The sequence below is a fragment of the Rhodococcus sp. 3258 genome (assembly GCF_031456475.1).
GTDB classification, from domain to species: Bacteria; Actinomycetota; Actinomycetes; order Mycobacteriales; family Mycobacteriaceae; genus Rhodococcoides; species Rhodococcoides fascians.
Genome location: NZ_JAVDUT010000001.1, coordinates 972,967 through 987,774, shown reverse-complemented (window position 1 = coordinate 987,774; position 14,808 = coordinate 972,967). Strand labels below are relative to the sequence as shown.

Annotated in this window: 14 protein-coding genes; 7 read left to right on the top strand and 7 right to left on the bottom strand. The window is 64.4% G+C overall.

What is annotated here, in order from left to right; all coding sequences use genetic code 11:
• Positions 1-4 precede the first annotated feature (4 nt).
• Positions 5-1,528 (top strand): long-chain fatty acid--CoA ligase, encoded by a 1,524-nt coding sequence (locus J2X62_RS04545; RefSeq protein WP_310177900.1) that lies wholly within the window; start codon positions 5-7, stop codon positions 1,526-1,528.
• Here J2X62_RS04545 and J2X62_RS04540 read toward each other — a convergent pair.
• The 3 genes from J2X62_RS04540 to J2X62_RS04530 all read right to left on the bottom strand — a co-directional run bounded on the left by J2X62_RS04540 (position 1,516) and on the right by J2X62_RS04530 (position 4,907).
• On the bottom strand, positions 1,516-2,556 hold the full coding sequence (locus J2X62_RS04540; RefSeq protein ID WP_027495713.1) for an agmatine/peptidylarginine deiminase: 1,041 nt from the start codon (positions 2,554-2,556) through the stop codon (positions 1,516-1,518). The genes J2X62_RS04545 and J2X62_RS04540 overlap by 13 nt on opposite strands.
• Before the next feature lie 115 nt (positions 2,557-2,671).
• Positions 2,672-4,033 (bottom strand): NAD(P)/FAD-dependent oxidoreductase, encoded by a 1,362-nt coding sequence (locus J2X62_RS04535; RefSeq protein WP_310177894.1) that lies wholly within the window; start codon positions 4,031-4,033, stop codon positions 2,672-2,674.
• A 154-nt stretch (positions 4,034-4,187) separates the two neighbouring features.
• Entirely contained in the window at positions 4,188-4,907 is a 720-nt protein-coding gene (locus J2X62_RS04530) for a FadR/GntR family transcriptional regulator (RefSeq protein WP_032369142.1), read from the bottom strand.
• A gap of 206 nt (positions 4,908-5,113) precedes the next feature.
• On the opposite strand from J2X62_RS04530, the gene J2X62_RS04525 reads away from it, so the two are divergent.
• From J2X62_RS04525 to J2X62_RS04515, 3 genes are all read left to right on the top strand, one after another.
• Positions 5,114-6,592, top strand: a complete 1,479-nt coding sequence (locus J2X62_RS04525; RefSeq protein WP_222099791.1) for a peptide MFS transporter — start codon at positions 5,114-5,116, stop codon at positions 6,590-6,592.
• 109 nt (positions 6,593-6,701) lie between these two features.
• Positions 6,702-8,288 (top strand): gamma-glutamyltransferase, encoded by a 1,587-nt coding sequence (locus J2X62_RS04520; RefSeq protein WP_310177889.1) that lies wholly within the window; start codon positions 6,702-6,704, stop codon positions 8,286-8,288.
• The gene (locus J2X62_RS04515; RefSeq protein ID WP_310177888.1) at positions 8,285-9,025 is read left to right on the top strand and encodes a YoaK family protein; all 741 of its coding nucleotides are present in this window, start codon (positions 8,285-8,287) and stop codon (positions 9,023-9,025) included. Before J2X62_RS04520 ends, J2X62_RS04515 begins: the two co-directional genes overlap by 4 nt.
• Here J2X62_RS04515 and J2X62_RS04510 read toward each other — a convergent pair.
• Together J2X62_RS04510 and J2X62_RS04505 are read right to left on the bottom strand one after the other, a co-directional pair.
• Positions 8,995-10,149, bottom strand: coding sequence for a hypothetical protein (locus tag J2X62_RS04510; RefSeq protein ID WP_310177885.1), 1,155 nt, complete (start codon positions 10,147-10,149; stop codon positions 8,995-8,997). The genes J2X62_RS04515 and J2X62_RS04510 overlap by 31 nt on opposite strands.
• A gap of 48 nt (positions 10,150-10,197) precedes the next feature.
• Positions 10,198-10,440 carry a hypothetical protein gene (locus J2X62_RS04505; protein ID WP_032386421.1) on the bottom strand — a complete coding sequence of 81 codons (243 nt, stop codon included), beginning with the start codon at positions 10,438-10,440 and terminating at the stop codon, positions 10,198-10,200.
• Positions 10,441-10,602: 162 nt separating this feature from the next.
• Here J2X62_RS04505 and J2X62_RS04500 point away from each other — a divergent pair, with 162 nt between their 5' ends.
• From J2X62_RS04500 to J2X62_RS04490, 3 genes are all read left to right on the top strand, one after another.
• Positions 10,603-11,133: a hypothetical protein gene (locus J2X62_RS04500; RefSeq protein ID WP_310177882.1), complete on the top strand. Its 531-nt coding sequence runs from the start codon at positions 10,603-10,605 to the stop codon at positions 11,131-11,133.
• Between the two features lie 148 nt (positions 11,134-11,281).
• On the top strand, positions 11,282-12,724 hold the full coding sequence (locus J2X62_RS04495; RefSeq protein ID WP_310177879.1) for a PepSY domain-containing protein: 1,443 nt from the start codon (positions 11,282-11,284) through the stop codon (positions 12,722-12,724).
• A 70-nt stretch (positions 12,725-12,794) separates the two neighbouring features.
• The gene (locus J2X62_RS04490; protein WP_310177876.1) at positions 12,795-13,598 is read left to right on the top strand and encodes a DNA-formamidopyrimidine glycosylase family protein; all 804 of its coding nucleotides are present in this window, start codon (positions 12,795-12,797) and stop codon (positions 13,596-13,598) included.
• 11 nt (positions 13,599-13,609) lie between these two features.
• Here the strand turns inward: J2X62_RS04490 and J2X62_RS04485 are convergent, their stop codons facing one another.
• On the bottom strand, positions 13,610-14,329 hold the full coding sequence (locus tag J2X62_RS04485; protein ID WP_032366809.1) for a GAF and ANTAR domain-containing protein: 720 nt from the start codon (positions 14,327-14,329) through the stop codon (positions 13,610-13,612).
• A gap of 219 nt (positions 14,330-14,548) precedes the next feature.
• Positions 14,549-14,719: a CsbD family protein gene (locus J2X62_RS04480; protein WP_008718579.1), complete on the bottom strand. Its 171-nt coding sequence runs from the start codon at positions 14,717-14,719 to the stop codon at positions 14,549-14,551.
• Positions 14,720-14,808 lie beyond the last annotated feature (89 nt).

Here is a 14,808-nt window from a genome sequence, read left to right as displayed (position 1 = left end):
TCAGATGCGTAATCAAGGCGTCGGTTCGTGGATCCGTCGACGTACCAGGCAGTGCCCGCGAGCAACGGCACTCGAGTTCCGCGGCCAGGTCTCGACCTACGAGCAATTGGACGAGCGCACCACCCGGCTCGCGCACGGTCTACGTGAGCTGGGGGTGTGCCCCGGGGACCGGGTCGGGCTGTTGTCCACCAATCATCCCGCCTACCTCGAAGTACTGTTCGCCTGTGGCGTGCTCGGAGCGATCTTCGTGCCACTCAACGCACGGTTGACCGCACCGGAAGTTGCTTTCGCAGTGCAGGACTCGGGGCTGTCGTTGTTGGTGCATTCCGAGGCCTTGCACGACGTCGCGACCTCGGCGGTCGGTGACGGCCCCACGCGTCGCCTCACGCTCGGCGAGGAGTACGAATCGCTGATCGCGGCGGCCCCCTCGACGCGCATCGACGAATCGGTGGAGGGTGCGGATCTATGCTTCGTCATGTACACCTCCGGTACGACCGGTAAACCCAAAGGCGTTGTGATGACTCACGACAACGTGCTGTTCGCCGTTCTCAACGCAGTCCTCGATCTGGACCTGTGCAGCGACGAGGTAGCCCTGGTCTGCGCTCCGCTGTTTCACACCGCCGCGCTCGACATGGTTGCGTTACCCATCCTGTTCAAGGGCGGCTCGGTCGTCATCGAGGAAGGGTTCGATGCCGGACGCGTGCTCCATCTCGTCGAATCACGCTCGGTCACGTATACATTCGGAGTGCCGACGATCCTGGACTCGCTCGTGTCGCATCCCGCGTGGGACGACACGGATCTGACGTCGCTACGCCGGGTGGTGGTGGCCGCGGCGCCGGTGCCGCCGCGCACGCTCCGTACGTATTCCGAACGCGGGATCAAGATGTGTCAGGGCTACGGGCTCACCGAAAGTGGTCCTGGCGCAACGATGCTGGCTGCCGTTGATGCCGAACGAAAAATGGGTACCGCGGGGGTTCCCCATACCTTCTCCGACGTCAGGATCGTCAACGCGATGTCACAGCCGGTGAAACCGGGGGAGCGCGGTGAAATTCAAATCCAGGGCCCCAACGTGATGAAGGAATACTGGGGTCGTCCCGACGCGACCGCCGACGTGTTCGACGACGGCTGGCTCCGTACCGGCGACATCGGAATTGCCGACGCGGAGGGATTCGTCACGATCGTCGATCGGCTCAAGGACATGATCATCTCGGGCGGAGAGAACATCTATCCGGCCGAGGTCGAAGCGGCACTTCTCGAACTGCCCGGCATCGACAGTTGCGCAGTGTTCGGTGTACCGGACGAAAAATGGGGCGAATCTGCCGTTGCCGCAATCACTGTCGTCGAGGGAGCAGACGTCGACCTCGATGCCATCGCGGACGCGCTCGGCGGTCGGCTCGCGCGGTACAAGATCCCCAAGCGTTACATCCTCGTCGACGAGATCCCGCGCAATCCGACGGGCAAGATCCGCAAGAACGAGTTGCGGGAGCAGTATTCGATACCTGCTCCCGCGTCCACTCAGTCCGTCTGAGCCTGTGGCTGGTTCTGTGTGATGCAGTGAATTCCGCCCCCGCGGGCGAAGAGTGGCCGAGCGTCGACGGTGACGACGGTGCGGCCCGGGTATGCCGCCGACAGAATGGCAGCAGCCTCTTCGTCCGCGGGATCGCCGTAGCTGCAGGCGATCACACCGTCGTTGACGACGTAGTGGTTGATGTAGCTGTAATCGACGAAGCCCTCCTCGTCGCGGAGAATCTCCGGTGCCGGAACTTTCACGATGGTCCACTTCTCACCGCGTGCGTCTGTGCTGTTCTCGAAGATCTCGAACACGGCCTTGCTGATGTCGTGATCGGGGTGTTCGGGATTGCGTTGGTCGTGCACCAGAACGACGCCGGGCGAGGGGATGGCAGCGACGATGTCGACGTGGCCTCGGGTTCCGAACTCGTCCGCGTCACGGGTGAGTCCACGAGGAAGCCAGATCACCGTGGTGGCGCCGATCGTGCGGGCGAGTTCGGCCTCGACATCGGCCTTCGACAGCGTGGGATTGCGACCGGGATCGAGTTGTACCGTCTCGGTGACGAGAACCGTTCCCAGCCCGTCCACCTGAATACCGCCGCCCTCGTTGACGATCGGTGAATCGATCATCTCGGCACCGGACTTCTCGACGACGAGCGCGCCGATCTTCGAGTCCTTGTCCCAGCGCGCCCAATCCTGCGCGCCCCAGCCGTTGAACACCCAGTCGACGCCGCCGACACGGCCGTCCTCGGACAGCACGAACGTGGGCCCGATGTCGCGCATCCAGGCGTCGTTCAACGGTGCCTCGAGGATGTCGATGGGGAAAGCGCTCTCGGAGGTCAGATACGTGCGTGCGACGGCGCTTTCGGCGGGATCGACGACGACGGTGACCGGCTCGAATCGAGCGACCGCCTGCGCGACCTCGGCCCACGTGGTGCGAGCCTCGTGGTGCTCCTCGGGCGTGTCACCGAGCGAATACCCCTCGCACGGGTAGGCCATCCAGGTCCGTTCGTGCCGAACACCTTCGGCCGGCATCGTCCACGTCATCACTGCCTCCCGAGGTTCGAGGCCGCAGCAGCGGGCGAGTTATGTTTTGTGACAGTGCGCATGTGTGTCCTCGGTGCTAGGTGTGGGTCTGCGGTGTGCGATCGAAGATCGGGTGTCAGGAAACGATTCTCGAGACGATGTCCGCGGCGGTGCGGTGACCCATGCGGATTGCGCCGTCGACGTGTTGGTAGCCCTCCGCGGCGATGTCGGAGCAGGAGAAGTGAATCGGGCCGACGGGAGTGCGGCTGTCCTTGCCGTAGCGGTGCAGACCCCCCAGATCGAAGCTGGCCGCGTACGCACCACGGGTCCATTCTTCCGAACCCCAGTCCGACTCGTAGTAGACGACCGGCTCGGTTGCCTTGGGCCCCAGGTAATGTGCGATCGATTCGAGGATCTTCGCGCGGCGCTCCTGCTCGTCGAGCTCGAACATCGCGTCTGCCTTGGCGTCGGACACGAAGCCGACCAGTGTTCCGCGGCTGTCCTGATGGTTGGTGTTGTCGTACACCTCCTGCACGATCTCTGAGGCACCGAAGCCGGTTCCCGACAGCCCGTCCTCGCGCCAGAACGGGGTGTCGTAGACGGCATGGACCTTGATCACCAGTCCGAGGGACTGATGCTGGTGCATCTGGTGCTGGCGACGCGGGAGCGGCGGGTCGTAGGAGATGCGCGAATACAGGTTCGGTGGAACGGCGAGAACGACCCGCTTGGCGTGTACCTCGATGTCACCGTCGGCGAATACTGTTGCGCCGTCGGAGTTCCACCGCACCGTTCGCACCGGCGCGTCGAGGATGACGTCGTCGCCGAGGGCGGCCGCCATACGGATCGACACCTGCTGCATGCCACCGACGACGCGCTTGTCGAGGATGAAGTTCTCGTCCACCAAGTGCGAGAACGATCCCGCCGATGCGGCCATCAAGACTGCTTGCAGTGCCGAGAACGCGTGCGCAGGTTTGGTGAGCATGCCACCGGCGATGAACATGCCGATGTTTCCTCGTGCCTCGGCATCGTCGGACTCACGAATCAGCCACTGCTCGAACGAGATCGTGTCCAGTTCACGCGCCAGCGGGTGCGCCCACGGTTCCTCGGGGCCGACCTGGGCGGCCAAGTCGTCGAGCAGTGTTACGAGTCGGTCCATCTCTTTCTCGGTGGTCTCGTCGACGGGGAACGAGTCACCCGAGTAACGGGTCCGCTCGCCCGCGGCGGAGATGTAGACGGACTCGCCCTCGCGGTATCGGTCGAACGTCCCGAGGCCGAGCTCACCGATCAGCGCGATGAGAGATTCCTGATCGGGTGAGACCCACTGACCGCCGATTTCGAGGCTTGCACCGTCGATGGTGTTCGTCCAGGTACGTCCTCCGACGCGGTCGCGCGCTTCCAGCACGGCGACGGACAATCCTGCTTTGCGGAGCTCGGTTGCTGCGGCCAGGCCGGAAGGGCCGGCCCCGACGATAGCGACGTCACGGTCGAGGGTGGGCACTGTCGAGCTCCTTTGTTCGCGGTCGATCGGCCCAGGGCCGATAGCACCTCGATTCTGTCCGGAATCCACCCGATCCGCACACGACGAAGTGGCCAATCGAGCGCATTCACGCGCACCGTTTCGGACAACAGGCTGGTGCGCACGGCGCTGGAAGTCAGTGCGCGAGCGGTGTGATCGCCTCGAGCACGTCGGCGAGGTGATCGTGCATCGCCTTCCGGGCGCGAACCGGATCACGTTCTGCAATAGCGTGATAGATGCTGCGGTGGGCATCGACGGAGCGTTGCATCCGCTGCTCGGTCTGAAAACTTGCCTGCCTCGACGGTGCCATCCACTCGTTGGTCTCGGTCACGAGCCTGGTGAGCATGGAGTTGTGGGCAAGGCCGGCGATCGCGAGATGGAACTGCACGTCGCAGAGTTGCATCACTTGCAGAGACGGCGGCCGATTCACGAGCTCTCGCTCGGACGTTTCGAGTGGAGTGCGTAAGGCATGTAACTCGGACGTGCGGTGGCGGACGGCGGCACGCTCGGCAATGGGTGGTTCGACGACCGTGCGTAGATCCATCACCTCGCGAACGGTGCGTTGGTCGCTGCTCATGCTTCCGAAGATGCTGCCTTCGGCCAGAGCGCGCATCTCCAGTGGTGCGACGATGCGGCCGGCGCGGGGCCTGCGCGTCAGATAACCCCGCAATTCGAGATCCTGAAGTGCATGGCGGATCGAGATTCGCGACGCTCCGAGCATCGTCACCAGGGCGCGTTCGCTGGGCAGCTTCGATCCCGCTTCGACGCGACCGCTGTCGATCAGCTGCGCGATCCTGGCGCTGAGCAGCTCGGGGACCGACGCCGCTTCGACGTCTATCTCGGACCACGCTGTCATGGAAAGCCCCGTCCCCGCAGGTTACGATCTGGTCCTACCAAAATACCAGATTCACTCTGTTTCCCCAGTAAAGATCCGTTGACGTGTAAATATCCCACTCATCACCTTGACGGTCTGGTCCTACCAGTTTTAGATCAAGACATCGTGACAACGGTCACTCATTCTCCTGAACCACTGATTCCCATGGACCCCAGAGGTGGACCAGCATGACAACGGACGGAACACTCCACAAGCCGAACGCGAGCGGAGATCACGGCTCGATCGGCTCGACGTTCCGTGATCAGCCGCGTGGGCTCGTGACGCTGGCCGGCACGGAGTTGTGGGAGCGATTCAGCTTCTACGGCCTACAGGTGATCCTCGCGTATTACCTGTACTACTCGCTCGTCGACGGCGGGCTCGGACTCGACGTCGGAGTGGCAGTCGGTATCGCCGGATCCTACGGCGGCGCAGTCTATATCGCGCAGATGGTCGGAGCGTGGGTCGCGGACCGGCTCGTCGCGCCGCGAACAGTTGTTCTCTACTCCGCCATCTCCATCATCCTCGGCCACGTGGTGCTCGCTCTGGTCACGACGACTGTGGGTATGGGCGCAGGACTGTTGTTGATCGTCATCGGCACCGGCGGACTCAAGGTCAACGTCACCGCGATGGTCGGGATGCTCTATGCGAACGATGATCCCAAACGCGACTCGGGATACTCGCTGTACTACATGGGTATATCGCTCGGTGCATTCCTCGGCCCGCTGCTCACCGGTGCCCTGCAGAGCTCGGCCGGTTTTCACATCGCCTTCGGCGCGGCGGCAGTGGGCATGCTGATCGGCCTGGCCCAGTACGTGGTCGGGTACAAGCATCTGCCCGAGGCCACCCGAACGGTACCCAATCCGCTGCCACGCTCGCGTCGGGCCGCGGCCGCAGCTCTCGCCGGATCGGTCACCCTGGTCATCGTTGCCGCGGCCGTCAGCGGCCTCCTGAATCTCGACAATCTGGGAACCGTGCTGACCGCGATCATCGTGATCGCCAGCATCGCCTACTTCGCAATGCTGTTGTCCTCGAGGAAAGTCGACGCCACCGAGCATCGACGAGTGCTCGCCTACATTCCGGTGTTCCTCAGTAGCTTGCTGTTCTGGACGTTGCTGTTCCAGTTGTTCACCACCCTGGCGGTGTACATGGACACCCGCGTCGATCTGACGGTCGGCTCGTTGACGATCCCTGCGGCAACCGTGATCACGTTGGAAGGTCTCTTCGCCACTGTCATCGCTCCGATCTATGCCGTCGTCTGGACGCGGATGGGCAGCCGGCAGCCCAATCCCGGAACGAAAATCGTCGTGGGAATCGGCCTGCTGGCGGTGGCGATGGCCATGTTCGCGGCAATGGCGGGCACATCAGGGGCGACGAATTCGGTTGTCCTGGTTCTCGTTGCGATGTTGCTGTTCGGTGCCGGAGAGATAGCCGTCGTGCCGTCCGTCCTGTCGGCCACTGCACAGCTGGCACCCGCATCGCACAAAGCCGGGATGACGTCGCTGTACTTCCTCACGATGGCAGGAGGCTCGACACTGGCCGGCTTGCTCGCTCAGAAGTACTCTGCAACAACCGAACTGACCTTCTTCGGTGCGACGGCCGCGGCGTCGATCGTCGCCGCGGCGGTGCTGTACGGTGCCTATCGCACGCTCATCGTACGAGCGCTCTGACGTGACACTTCCATGACGTGACACTGCTCCAACGCAACACTTTCGGACGAACCCAGAACATGCCCCGACCGATCCTGCTTTCGGATCGGCCGCACTCGAGGAGATATTCATGCCCGAACAGTCGCAACCGGCACCCGGCGTGGCAATCGCCGCGCCGCACACCGCGGCCGTCGACGCTGCCCGCACGATCGTCGAAGCCGGTGGTAACGCCGTCGATGCAGCGGTCGCTGCAGCTGCGGCCCTCACCGTGGTCTACCCGCACATGTGCAGTGTGGGCGGTGACGTCATCGCGTTGCTGCGCAGGAGCGACGGCAGCACCGCCTGTATCAACGCATCGGGAGCATACGGTTCGGCCGCATCCGTGGATCAGCTGTTCGAGACGATCGAGACGATGCCGATCAACGGTCCGCTGACGGTGTCCGTTCCGGGTGCAGTGTCCGGGTGGGCGGCTCTGCTCGACGCCGGTGGCTCGCTGCCGTTACGCAACGTACTGGCACCAGCAATTTCGCTTGCCACAGAGGGGTTTCCGGCCAGCCCCGGACTCGTCGAGATGATCGAGCTCGACCGTGACGCACTGATCACCGATCCAGGCTTGCGCGCGAAGTTCTTCGTCGATGGTCAGCCGATCCCCGTCGGGCACCTCGTCGTGCAGCCCGAGTTGGCCCGAACCCTGACGGACCTGGCGACCGATGGCCTCGATTCGTTCTATCGCGGGCACACCGCCGACCGATTCGCCGCCGGACTGAAGAAACTCGACGTGCCGGTATCGAGAGAGGATCTCGAACGTCATCGTCCGATCGTCGAAGAACCTCTGGTGCGCGAATTCGACGGATTCTCGGTGGCCACGGCACCACCGAATTCGCAGGGCTACACACTGATTCGATCTCTCGGTGCCGCCTTGTCCGGGAGCGCGTCTGCGGGCGATGTCGACGCCGGGGTATTGGCCGAGATCTTCTACGACTCCGACGAGCATCGTGATACCTACCTCGCCGACCCACGCTGTGCCATTGTGGATATCCACGATCAGCTGACCCCGGCCGGCTTCGCGGCAATTCACGAGGCGGCGGCAGCCCGGGTGGCAGGAGACGAACGCCAGACCTCGACGGCGTCTCCGCGTCCGGGCGGTGACACCGTCGGAATCGCCGTCGTAGCGAAGGACGGCACCGCAGTGTCGTTGATACAGTCCGTCTTTCATTCCTTCGGAGCGCAGATCCTCGAGCCCGACACCGGGCTCGTGCTGCACAACCGTGCTGCGTTCTTCACGCTCGATGCCGCGTCGCCCAATCGCGTCGAGTCCGGAAAGCGGCCCGCGCACACACTTGTTCCGGTGATCGTGGACTGGGCGGACGGTGCGGTGTCCGCGCACTCGACCATGGGAGGCAAAGCGCAGTCGCAGATTCACACCCAATTGATTCTGCGGGCGCTGCGTGGATTCGACCCACAGCAGACCGTCTCCGCGCCTCGATTCATCGTCGGCGGATTGGAAGCCGGAACACCCAACGGTTCGGTACTGGTCGAGCCGACATTGGAGGACTCCGCCGTCGAACAGATCTCGCAGACGGTGTTCACCGTCAAGCATGGCACCGAATTGGACAGTGACGCAGGTCATTCCATGGTGGCCAGGGTTTCAGCCGACGGAACGCTCGGCGCGGGCGCGGACCCACGTAGTGACGGCGGCGTGTGGGTGACCGCATGAGTGTCGACGAGTCGGTATCGGCCGAAGAACATTCCGAAAGCCCCAGCGTGGGGCAACGCATCGACAAGGCCGTGAACGGTCACCTCCGATTGTGGTCGATGATGGCGCTGACGATGGTGACCGGCATGCTCGATGCCGTCGGCTACCTCGGACTGGACCGCATCTTCACCGGAAACATGACCGGCAACATCGTCATCCTCGGTATGGGGGTGGCAGGTGAGGACGGACTGCCGATCGTCGGCCCGTTGGTAGCGCTGTTCGCCTTCGTGCTCGGTGCCGCGCTGGCCGGGGTGACGCTTCGCTCGGCTGCGCCGGGATGGAACATTCGGGTCACCGCGATCTTCGCAGTGGGAACGCTGGCACTTCTCGCAGCAGGCGTCACGCTGCTGGTGGTCGACGTGCAAGGCAACTCGCCGCTCGGTATCGCGATCGCCAGTGTCATCGCAGTCGACATGGGCGCTCAGGCGCTCGCTGCGCGCTTCCTCGCGGTCAAGGACATGACGACCGTCGTCGTCACGTCGACCATCACCTCGCTCGCCGGCGAGTCGTTCGTCGGCCAAGGCCCCGGTCGGCTGTTCAACCGGAGGCTCTGGGCGATCCTCGTGCTGTTCGTCGGTGCCGTCATCGGTGCGCTGCTACTTCGGGTGGATATCGCGATACCCGTGTTGCTCGGTGCCGCGCTGACCGCCGCCGTCGCGGCCCTGGGTCATTGGGCCTGGGACCGAGCTTCGGGCTGAGCCGAACCGGCGTCGTCGGTGCGGGACCGTTCTGCACTGTGCTGGCGCCGGAGCATCTCTCGGTGGCCGTACGTAGCGTTGAGGATGTCGCTGCGATCGGACACCGACGAGCCCACTGCTCCGGCGACCGTGCCCAACGACGCCGCCAACCAGGCCAGTGACAGGTAGTCCGCCGTGTTTGCTTCTCGCCCGATCTGAGCGGTGAGAAACTCGGGCGAGATCACCACGGCAGCAGAGAGCAACACGACCGCGAACAGAACGGCATACATACACAGCACGCCGGCCACGACGGTGCCGAGAGTGGCAGAGTTGTATATCCAGCGATCGGTGGTCGAGGAGCGGAACCGTCGGTGCTCCCAGAGGCCGTGCGGAAAGATCAGCCACACCGTGATGGCCACGATGGCGGCGACGCCGATCAGTGTGAGCCGGGCAGGTGTCATCGAGGCCGCCATCTGCCAGATGCTCGCGTAGAACACACCGAACGCCGATGCGGCGCTCGCGGCCGCGAGCACGCTCGACAGTGCGGGGACGAGACGCCACGGCCGATTGCAGCGAATCATGCCCATGATCATGCGTGTTCGGCCGAACATGCCTGGAGTGAGCAGGATTCGCTCGCCGCCACCGTCGGGGTCGGGGCCCGGAGCCCACTTGGACATCGACCGTCGCAGGTGTGGCCGCGAGGCAGTATCGCTGCGGAGGAGATCGTGCACGATGGCGATCGCGACCGCCACGGCGCGACGCCGAACACCGATGGTGCCGAACGACGGTACGTACAACGCACCGGTCGAACCGTCACGCAATTCGGCGACGACCGGGCTGGCTCCGACGCGTCGCGGAACCTCGGAGATGCAGAGCACCAAGTCGAATGTGTTGGTGGACTGAATGGCCTCCAGCCACTGACCCAACGGCGCAGAACCTGCCTCGGTGGGAGGCAATGTGACTGCGGGCCGGGCCGTGTCCAGTCGGGCATCGGTTCCGTCGATCGTGATGGTGGGCGGAAGTTCCTGTTCGATGGCGGCCGCTATCGTCGACGCGAATCCCTCGTCGGCCACCAACCCGATCGTGATCGTTCGTTGTCCTTCGCTTTCGGCCCCCGAGCCGTTGTCTGTCTTGTCGAAAACCATCTTGTCGCGGTACCCCGGACCAGGCGCCCTCACACACGGAGCCGGACGTCAGCACACGGGTTCGGGTTCACCCTTCGAGATCTGGAAGCGGCTGTGCAGTGCGTCCAGTTGGCGGTGCAATTCGTACAGCGCCTGCTTCTGAGCGCGGGCCTCGTCGGTGTGCCACTTCGCGCTGCGGGGGTCGCCCACCCGGAAGGCCTTGTGGGCGTAGTTCTCGGAGACTTCGATTCGGCTCGAAGTCGACGCAATTTCGGCCGCGAGCATGAGAGCGAACACACGGGCCTGAGCCACATCCGAACTGTCCGGCACGGCAATCCTCTCTGAACGTGGCGTGATACCCGCGACCACCATAACGGACCTGAAAAAGACCGCTGGATCGGTTTTCGCGTACAAACCATGCGACAGAAGCAAGACGTCACTGTGTCTACCGAAACGGGTAGTAGTCTGCTGTTCGTGCCCGCGACCCCGGACGGATCCGCAGCCCTGCGCGGGTCTGCCGTCGGCGCTCTGACGGCAACGATCACCGCCACCGCGCACGCGGTCGGCGGCGGTATGTTCCCCTCCGACGCCGCGTTCGTCCTGTTGGCTCTGGTGTGCGCGGGACTCGGTTACGCTGCCGCCGCCGTGCCGATCGTCATCGCGCCTCGCCTGCAGCTGATGGCGACGCTGGCCGCTGCGCAGTCGATCGGACACGTGCTGCTGACGATCGTCGACGGCGATCACCACGGTTCGGTGCTGACACAGCAGATGCTTGCGGCCCACGCGATCGCGATCGTCGTCGGCGCGGTGATCGTGCACGGGGCCGAGCGTGGGATCTCGCACGCAGCCACCGTTGTTCGTCGAATACTCCCGATACTGGCAATTCTCGTCGTCGACGACTCGCAGAGTGCCGCCCCGCTTCCGCTGTATCGCACACCCGGCGTCCACCGGCTCCTCGATCTCTCGGGCTCCGGGAACCGCGGACCGCCTGCCGCGTCGTACTGACCGCAGCCTCCCACCAAAACCGCTCCTGCACCGCGGGGGCGAGCAGAGCTGCGGCAATTTCTTCACGCGCACAGCACGATTCGCTCGACATCGAGTCGACCCGTGCCCACGGCGCGCGCCCACCCCTGCCTTCACGAAACGAGCTCTCATGTCCACACCGGAAAAGGAACGCGTCGCCGATCCTTCCCCGCCCACCCGTCCGGCCGGCCCGCGCAGCTGGCGTCCGCTGATTCTTCGTCTGCACTTCTACGCGGGCATACTCATCGCACCGTTCATCCTGATCGCCACTGTGAGCGGCGGCCTCTACGCCGTCGCCCCGACCATCGAACAGCTCGTCTACCGCGACTATCTGCATGTCGACTCCACCGGACCGGCTGTCCCGGTCTCCCAACAGATCCGAGCCGCTCAGGCCGAGAGGCCGGATCTGACCGTGTCGGCCGTGCGACCCGCTGCCGACATCGGCGACACCACCCGAGTGCTGTTCACCGACCCGACCCTCGGCGAATCGCGACGACTGGCCGTCTTCGTCGATCCAGCCACGGCGTCACCGGTGGGTGAACTTGCCGTCTACGGCTCCTCGAGCGCCTTGCCGGTCAGAACGTGGATCTCGGAATTGCACCGACACCTGCACCTCGGTGAACCGGGCCGGATCTACAGCGAACTGGCCGCATCCTGGTTGTGGGTGATCGCGCTCGGCGGCCTGTACCTGTGGATCGATCGCTACCGACGCAACCGAGGCCGGGCGACACTGCTCACCTTCGATCGTGAATCGAAGGGCCGCAACCGGTCCTTGAACTGGCATGGCGTAGCCGGTATCTGGATCGCCGTAGGTCTGATCTTCCTCTCCGCAACCGGACTCACGTGGTCCACCTACGCGGGTGCGAACGTCACCGACCTCCGCGCGGCGCTGAGCTGGACGACCCCCGCCGTCGCCACGACCATCGGTTCTTCCGACGCGTCGACCATGGGGGATCGCTCGGGGGATCACTCCGGACACGGCGACAGTTCCATGGACATGTCGGCCGGTGCGTCGGCGACAGACAACAACGTCGGCCGCATCGATTCGGTGCTCGATACTGCCGCAGCGAACGGCATCGACGGTGCGGTGGAGGCATCGATCCCGACGTCGGACGACGTGGCGTTCGTCGTCGCCGAAACCCGTCAGCCCTGGGTGATGTCGAACAACTCGATCTCGATCGACGGCAGCACCGGCGCGGTGATCGACACCCAATACTTCGCCGATTGGCCGGTGGCAGCCAAGCTGGCGGCCTGGGGAGTTCAGTTGCACATGGGGACCCTGTTCGGCGTGGCCAATCAGATTGCCCTGGTTGGGCTTTCGCTCGCCTTGGCGTCGGTCATCGTGCGCGGCTACATGATGTGGTGGAAGCGTCGCCCCACGAAGAGCGCTGGACTCACCGCAGGCCGGCCGCCTCTGCGTGGGGGACTGCGCCGCATCTCGCCGATCTCTGCGGTGCTCCTCGCCACGGCTGCCGTGGCCGTCGGCTGGTTCCTGCCCTTGTTGGGGCTCAGCCTGGTCGCCTTCCTGGCGGTCGACTTCATGGTCGGATACGTCAGGCGGCCCGCGCACTGACGCGAGGAGGACGACGCGCTCTCGCCGGTCGGTCCGATTGTTTCTGCCGCCCTCGGGATACTCGGAGACCATGCCCGAAGGTGACACCGTCCACGCGCTCGCCGCACGATTGCGGCGAGCCTTGGACGGCGTCACCCTACGGGCAGGGCGACTGAACGTGCCCGCACACGCCGTCGAGAATCTCGCCGGGCGAACCGTCGTCGCGCACCGGACGCACGGCAAGCATCTGTTCACCGATTTCGACGACGACACCACGCTGCACACCCACCTCCGCATGACGGGATCGTGGACGGTGGTGCGAGCCGGCCGCTCGATACCGCGGCGGGTGCAGCCCGACGTCCGCGTGCGGCTGGCCGCGGTGGACGGGCCGACCGCGTACGGAATCCTGTTGCCGGTCGTCGACTACGGGTACACGGCCTCGATGAATGCGCTGGTCGCGCATCTGGGACCGGACCCATTACACGCCGAGTTCGACACCGATCGTGCGGCAACGAACATCCTCGCGCAGGGGTCTCGGCCGATCGTCTCTACCCTCCTGGACCAGCGGGTCATCGCGGGACCCGGGAATCTATGGGCGAACGAGCTGTGTTTTCTGCGTGGACTGTGGCCCTGGGCTCCGTCGGCAGGCGTCGACGCGGAGAAATTGGTGACTCTGCTCGAGCGGGCGATGCGGCATTCGGCGAGCACCCCCGGGTCCATGCAGGTCACCACCGGCGACACTCGTCGCGGCCGGACCCACTGGGTTGCCGGTCGGGCCGGTAAACCGTGTCTGCGGTGCGCGACCGTCATTCGTGTCGAGGCCGACGTGCCGAACGACCCCGATCGACGTCGAACATGGTGGTGTCCGCACTGCCAGCCGGAGCCAGGGCTGTGACCGCGGAAGGGTCAGAACGTCGAGTTCGTGGGGTGGTCGGCGTCGACCAGGTTGCGGGCAACGGTGTGCAAGGGAAGGTTCTGTTGCTGCGACAGTTTCGCCAGTAGGTCGAACGCCTGTACCGCGTCGAGGTCGTAGCGTTCCATGATCATGCCTTTTGCCTGGCCGATGATGTCCCGGCTGGCCAAGCCGGTCCGGAATTGCTCGGTGTCGCGGGCACTGAGCATTGCGATGGCAGCATGCGCAGACAAGGCCTCCCCGATCGCTACCGCATCGGCGTCGAACGCTCCGGTGACGTCGCTGTACAACACCAGGGCCCCGAGGTCATCGGCGTTGCTGTAGAGCTGAAAGGCCGAGAGCGACTTGAAACCGGCCTCGATGGCCATCGCAGCGAACTGCGGCCATCGCGGTTCGGTTGCCAGATCGTAGGACACGACCACGTCGAGGTGTCGGACCTCGGTGGGAATCGGACCTTCGTCGAGTTCGTACTGCAACCGACACAGCTTCTCGGCGATCGGGTCCGTCGATGCGACGACTGTGCGCTCACCCTTGTTCACCGTGGTGATGCATCCGGTGGTTGCGCCCGGAATGAGCCGAATCGCCATTCGGAGAATCTCACTCAACGTCTGCGGCATCGACCGATGAGTGTCGCGCAGCGATCGAGCGAACTGCGCAAGCGACAGTGCTTCGGACGTTCGAGACGTGTCTTGCTCGGCCGGTGAATCAGTCATTCACACGATCCTCTCGCGCGGTGGACCGTCGACGTCGTCGCGTCGGCGAGATCCTCGATCGTGCGCCTGCTTCTGGACGCCCTGTCCCGACCTCGAGGCCGGATCAATGGATTTTATACGGTTCGCGATGCGGTGGTCCGGTGAGTATCGCGGCGCATCATCGCGGGATGCACGAAGGGCCGCCGATCATTCGATCGACGACCCTTCCGGGGCTGCTGGTTACTTGAAGGTGTCCTTGATGTTCTCGCCGACCTTCTTGACGCCGGCCGAACCCTGATCCTTCTTGCCCTCGGCCTCGAGGTCCTTGTTGTCGGTTGCGTCGCCGACAACTTCCTTCGCCTTGCCGATGGCGTCCTCTGCTGCGTTCTTGGCCTTGTCGATAAAGCTCATGGCGAGTTCCTTTCTCGGTTCGGGTTGTTCTCGAAGGGTTGGTCGGAGCTCGACCGACGAAGCGCACGTCCAGATCGTGAGAGCTGGGT

Bases quoted from the DNA above. Each gene is read 5' to 3' on its own strand.
- J2X62_RS04545 (WP_310177900.1), top strand. From the start codon at position 5: ATGCGTAATCAAGGCGTCGGTTCGTGGATCCGTCGACGTACCAGGCAG.
- J2X62_RS04540 (WP_027495713.1), bottom strand. From the start codon at position 2,556: ATGACGTGGACGATGCCGGCCGAAGGTGTTCGGCACGAACGGACCTGG.
- J2X62_RS04530 (WP_032369142.1), bottom strand. From the start codon at position 4,907: ATGACAGCGTGGTCCGAGATAGACGTCGAAGCGGCGTCGGTCCCCGAG.
- J2X62_RS04525 (WP_222099791.1), top strand. From the start codon at position 5,114: ATGACAACGGACGGAACACTCCACAAGCCGAACGCGAGCGGAGATCAC.
- J2X62_RS04520 (WP_310177889.1), top strand. From the start codon at position 6,702: ATGCCCGAACAGTCGCAACCGGCACCCGGCGTGGCAATCGCCGCGCCG.
- J2X62_RS04515 (WP_310177888.1), top strand. From the start codon at position 8,285: ATGAGTGTCGACGAGTCGGTATCGGCCGAAGAACATTCCGAAAGCCCC.
- J2X62_RS04510 (WP_310177885.1), bottom strand. From the start codon at position 10,149: ATGGTTTTCGACAAGACAGACAACGGCTCGGGGGCCGAAAGCGAAGGA.
- J2X62_RS04495 (WP_310177879.1), top strand. From the start codon at position 11,282: ATGTCCACACCGGAAAAGGAACGCGTCGCCGATCCTTCCCCGCCCACC.
- J2X62_RS04490 (WP_310177876.1), top strand. From the start codon at position 12,795: ATGCCCGAAGGTGACACCGTCCACGCGCTCGCCGCACGATTGCGGCGA.
- J2X62_RS04485 (WP_032366809.1), bottom strand. From the start codon at position 14,329: ATGACTGATTCACCGGCCGAGCAAGACACGTCTCGAACGTCCGAAGCA.
- J2X62_RS04480 (WP_008718579.1), bottom strand. From the start codon at position 14,719: ATGAGCTTTATCGACAAGGCCAAGAACGCAGCAGAGGACGCCATCGGC.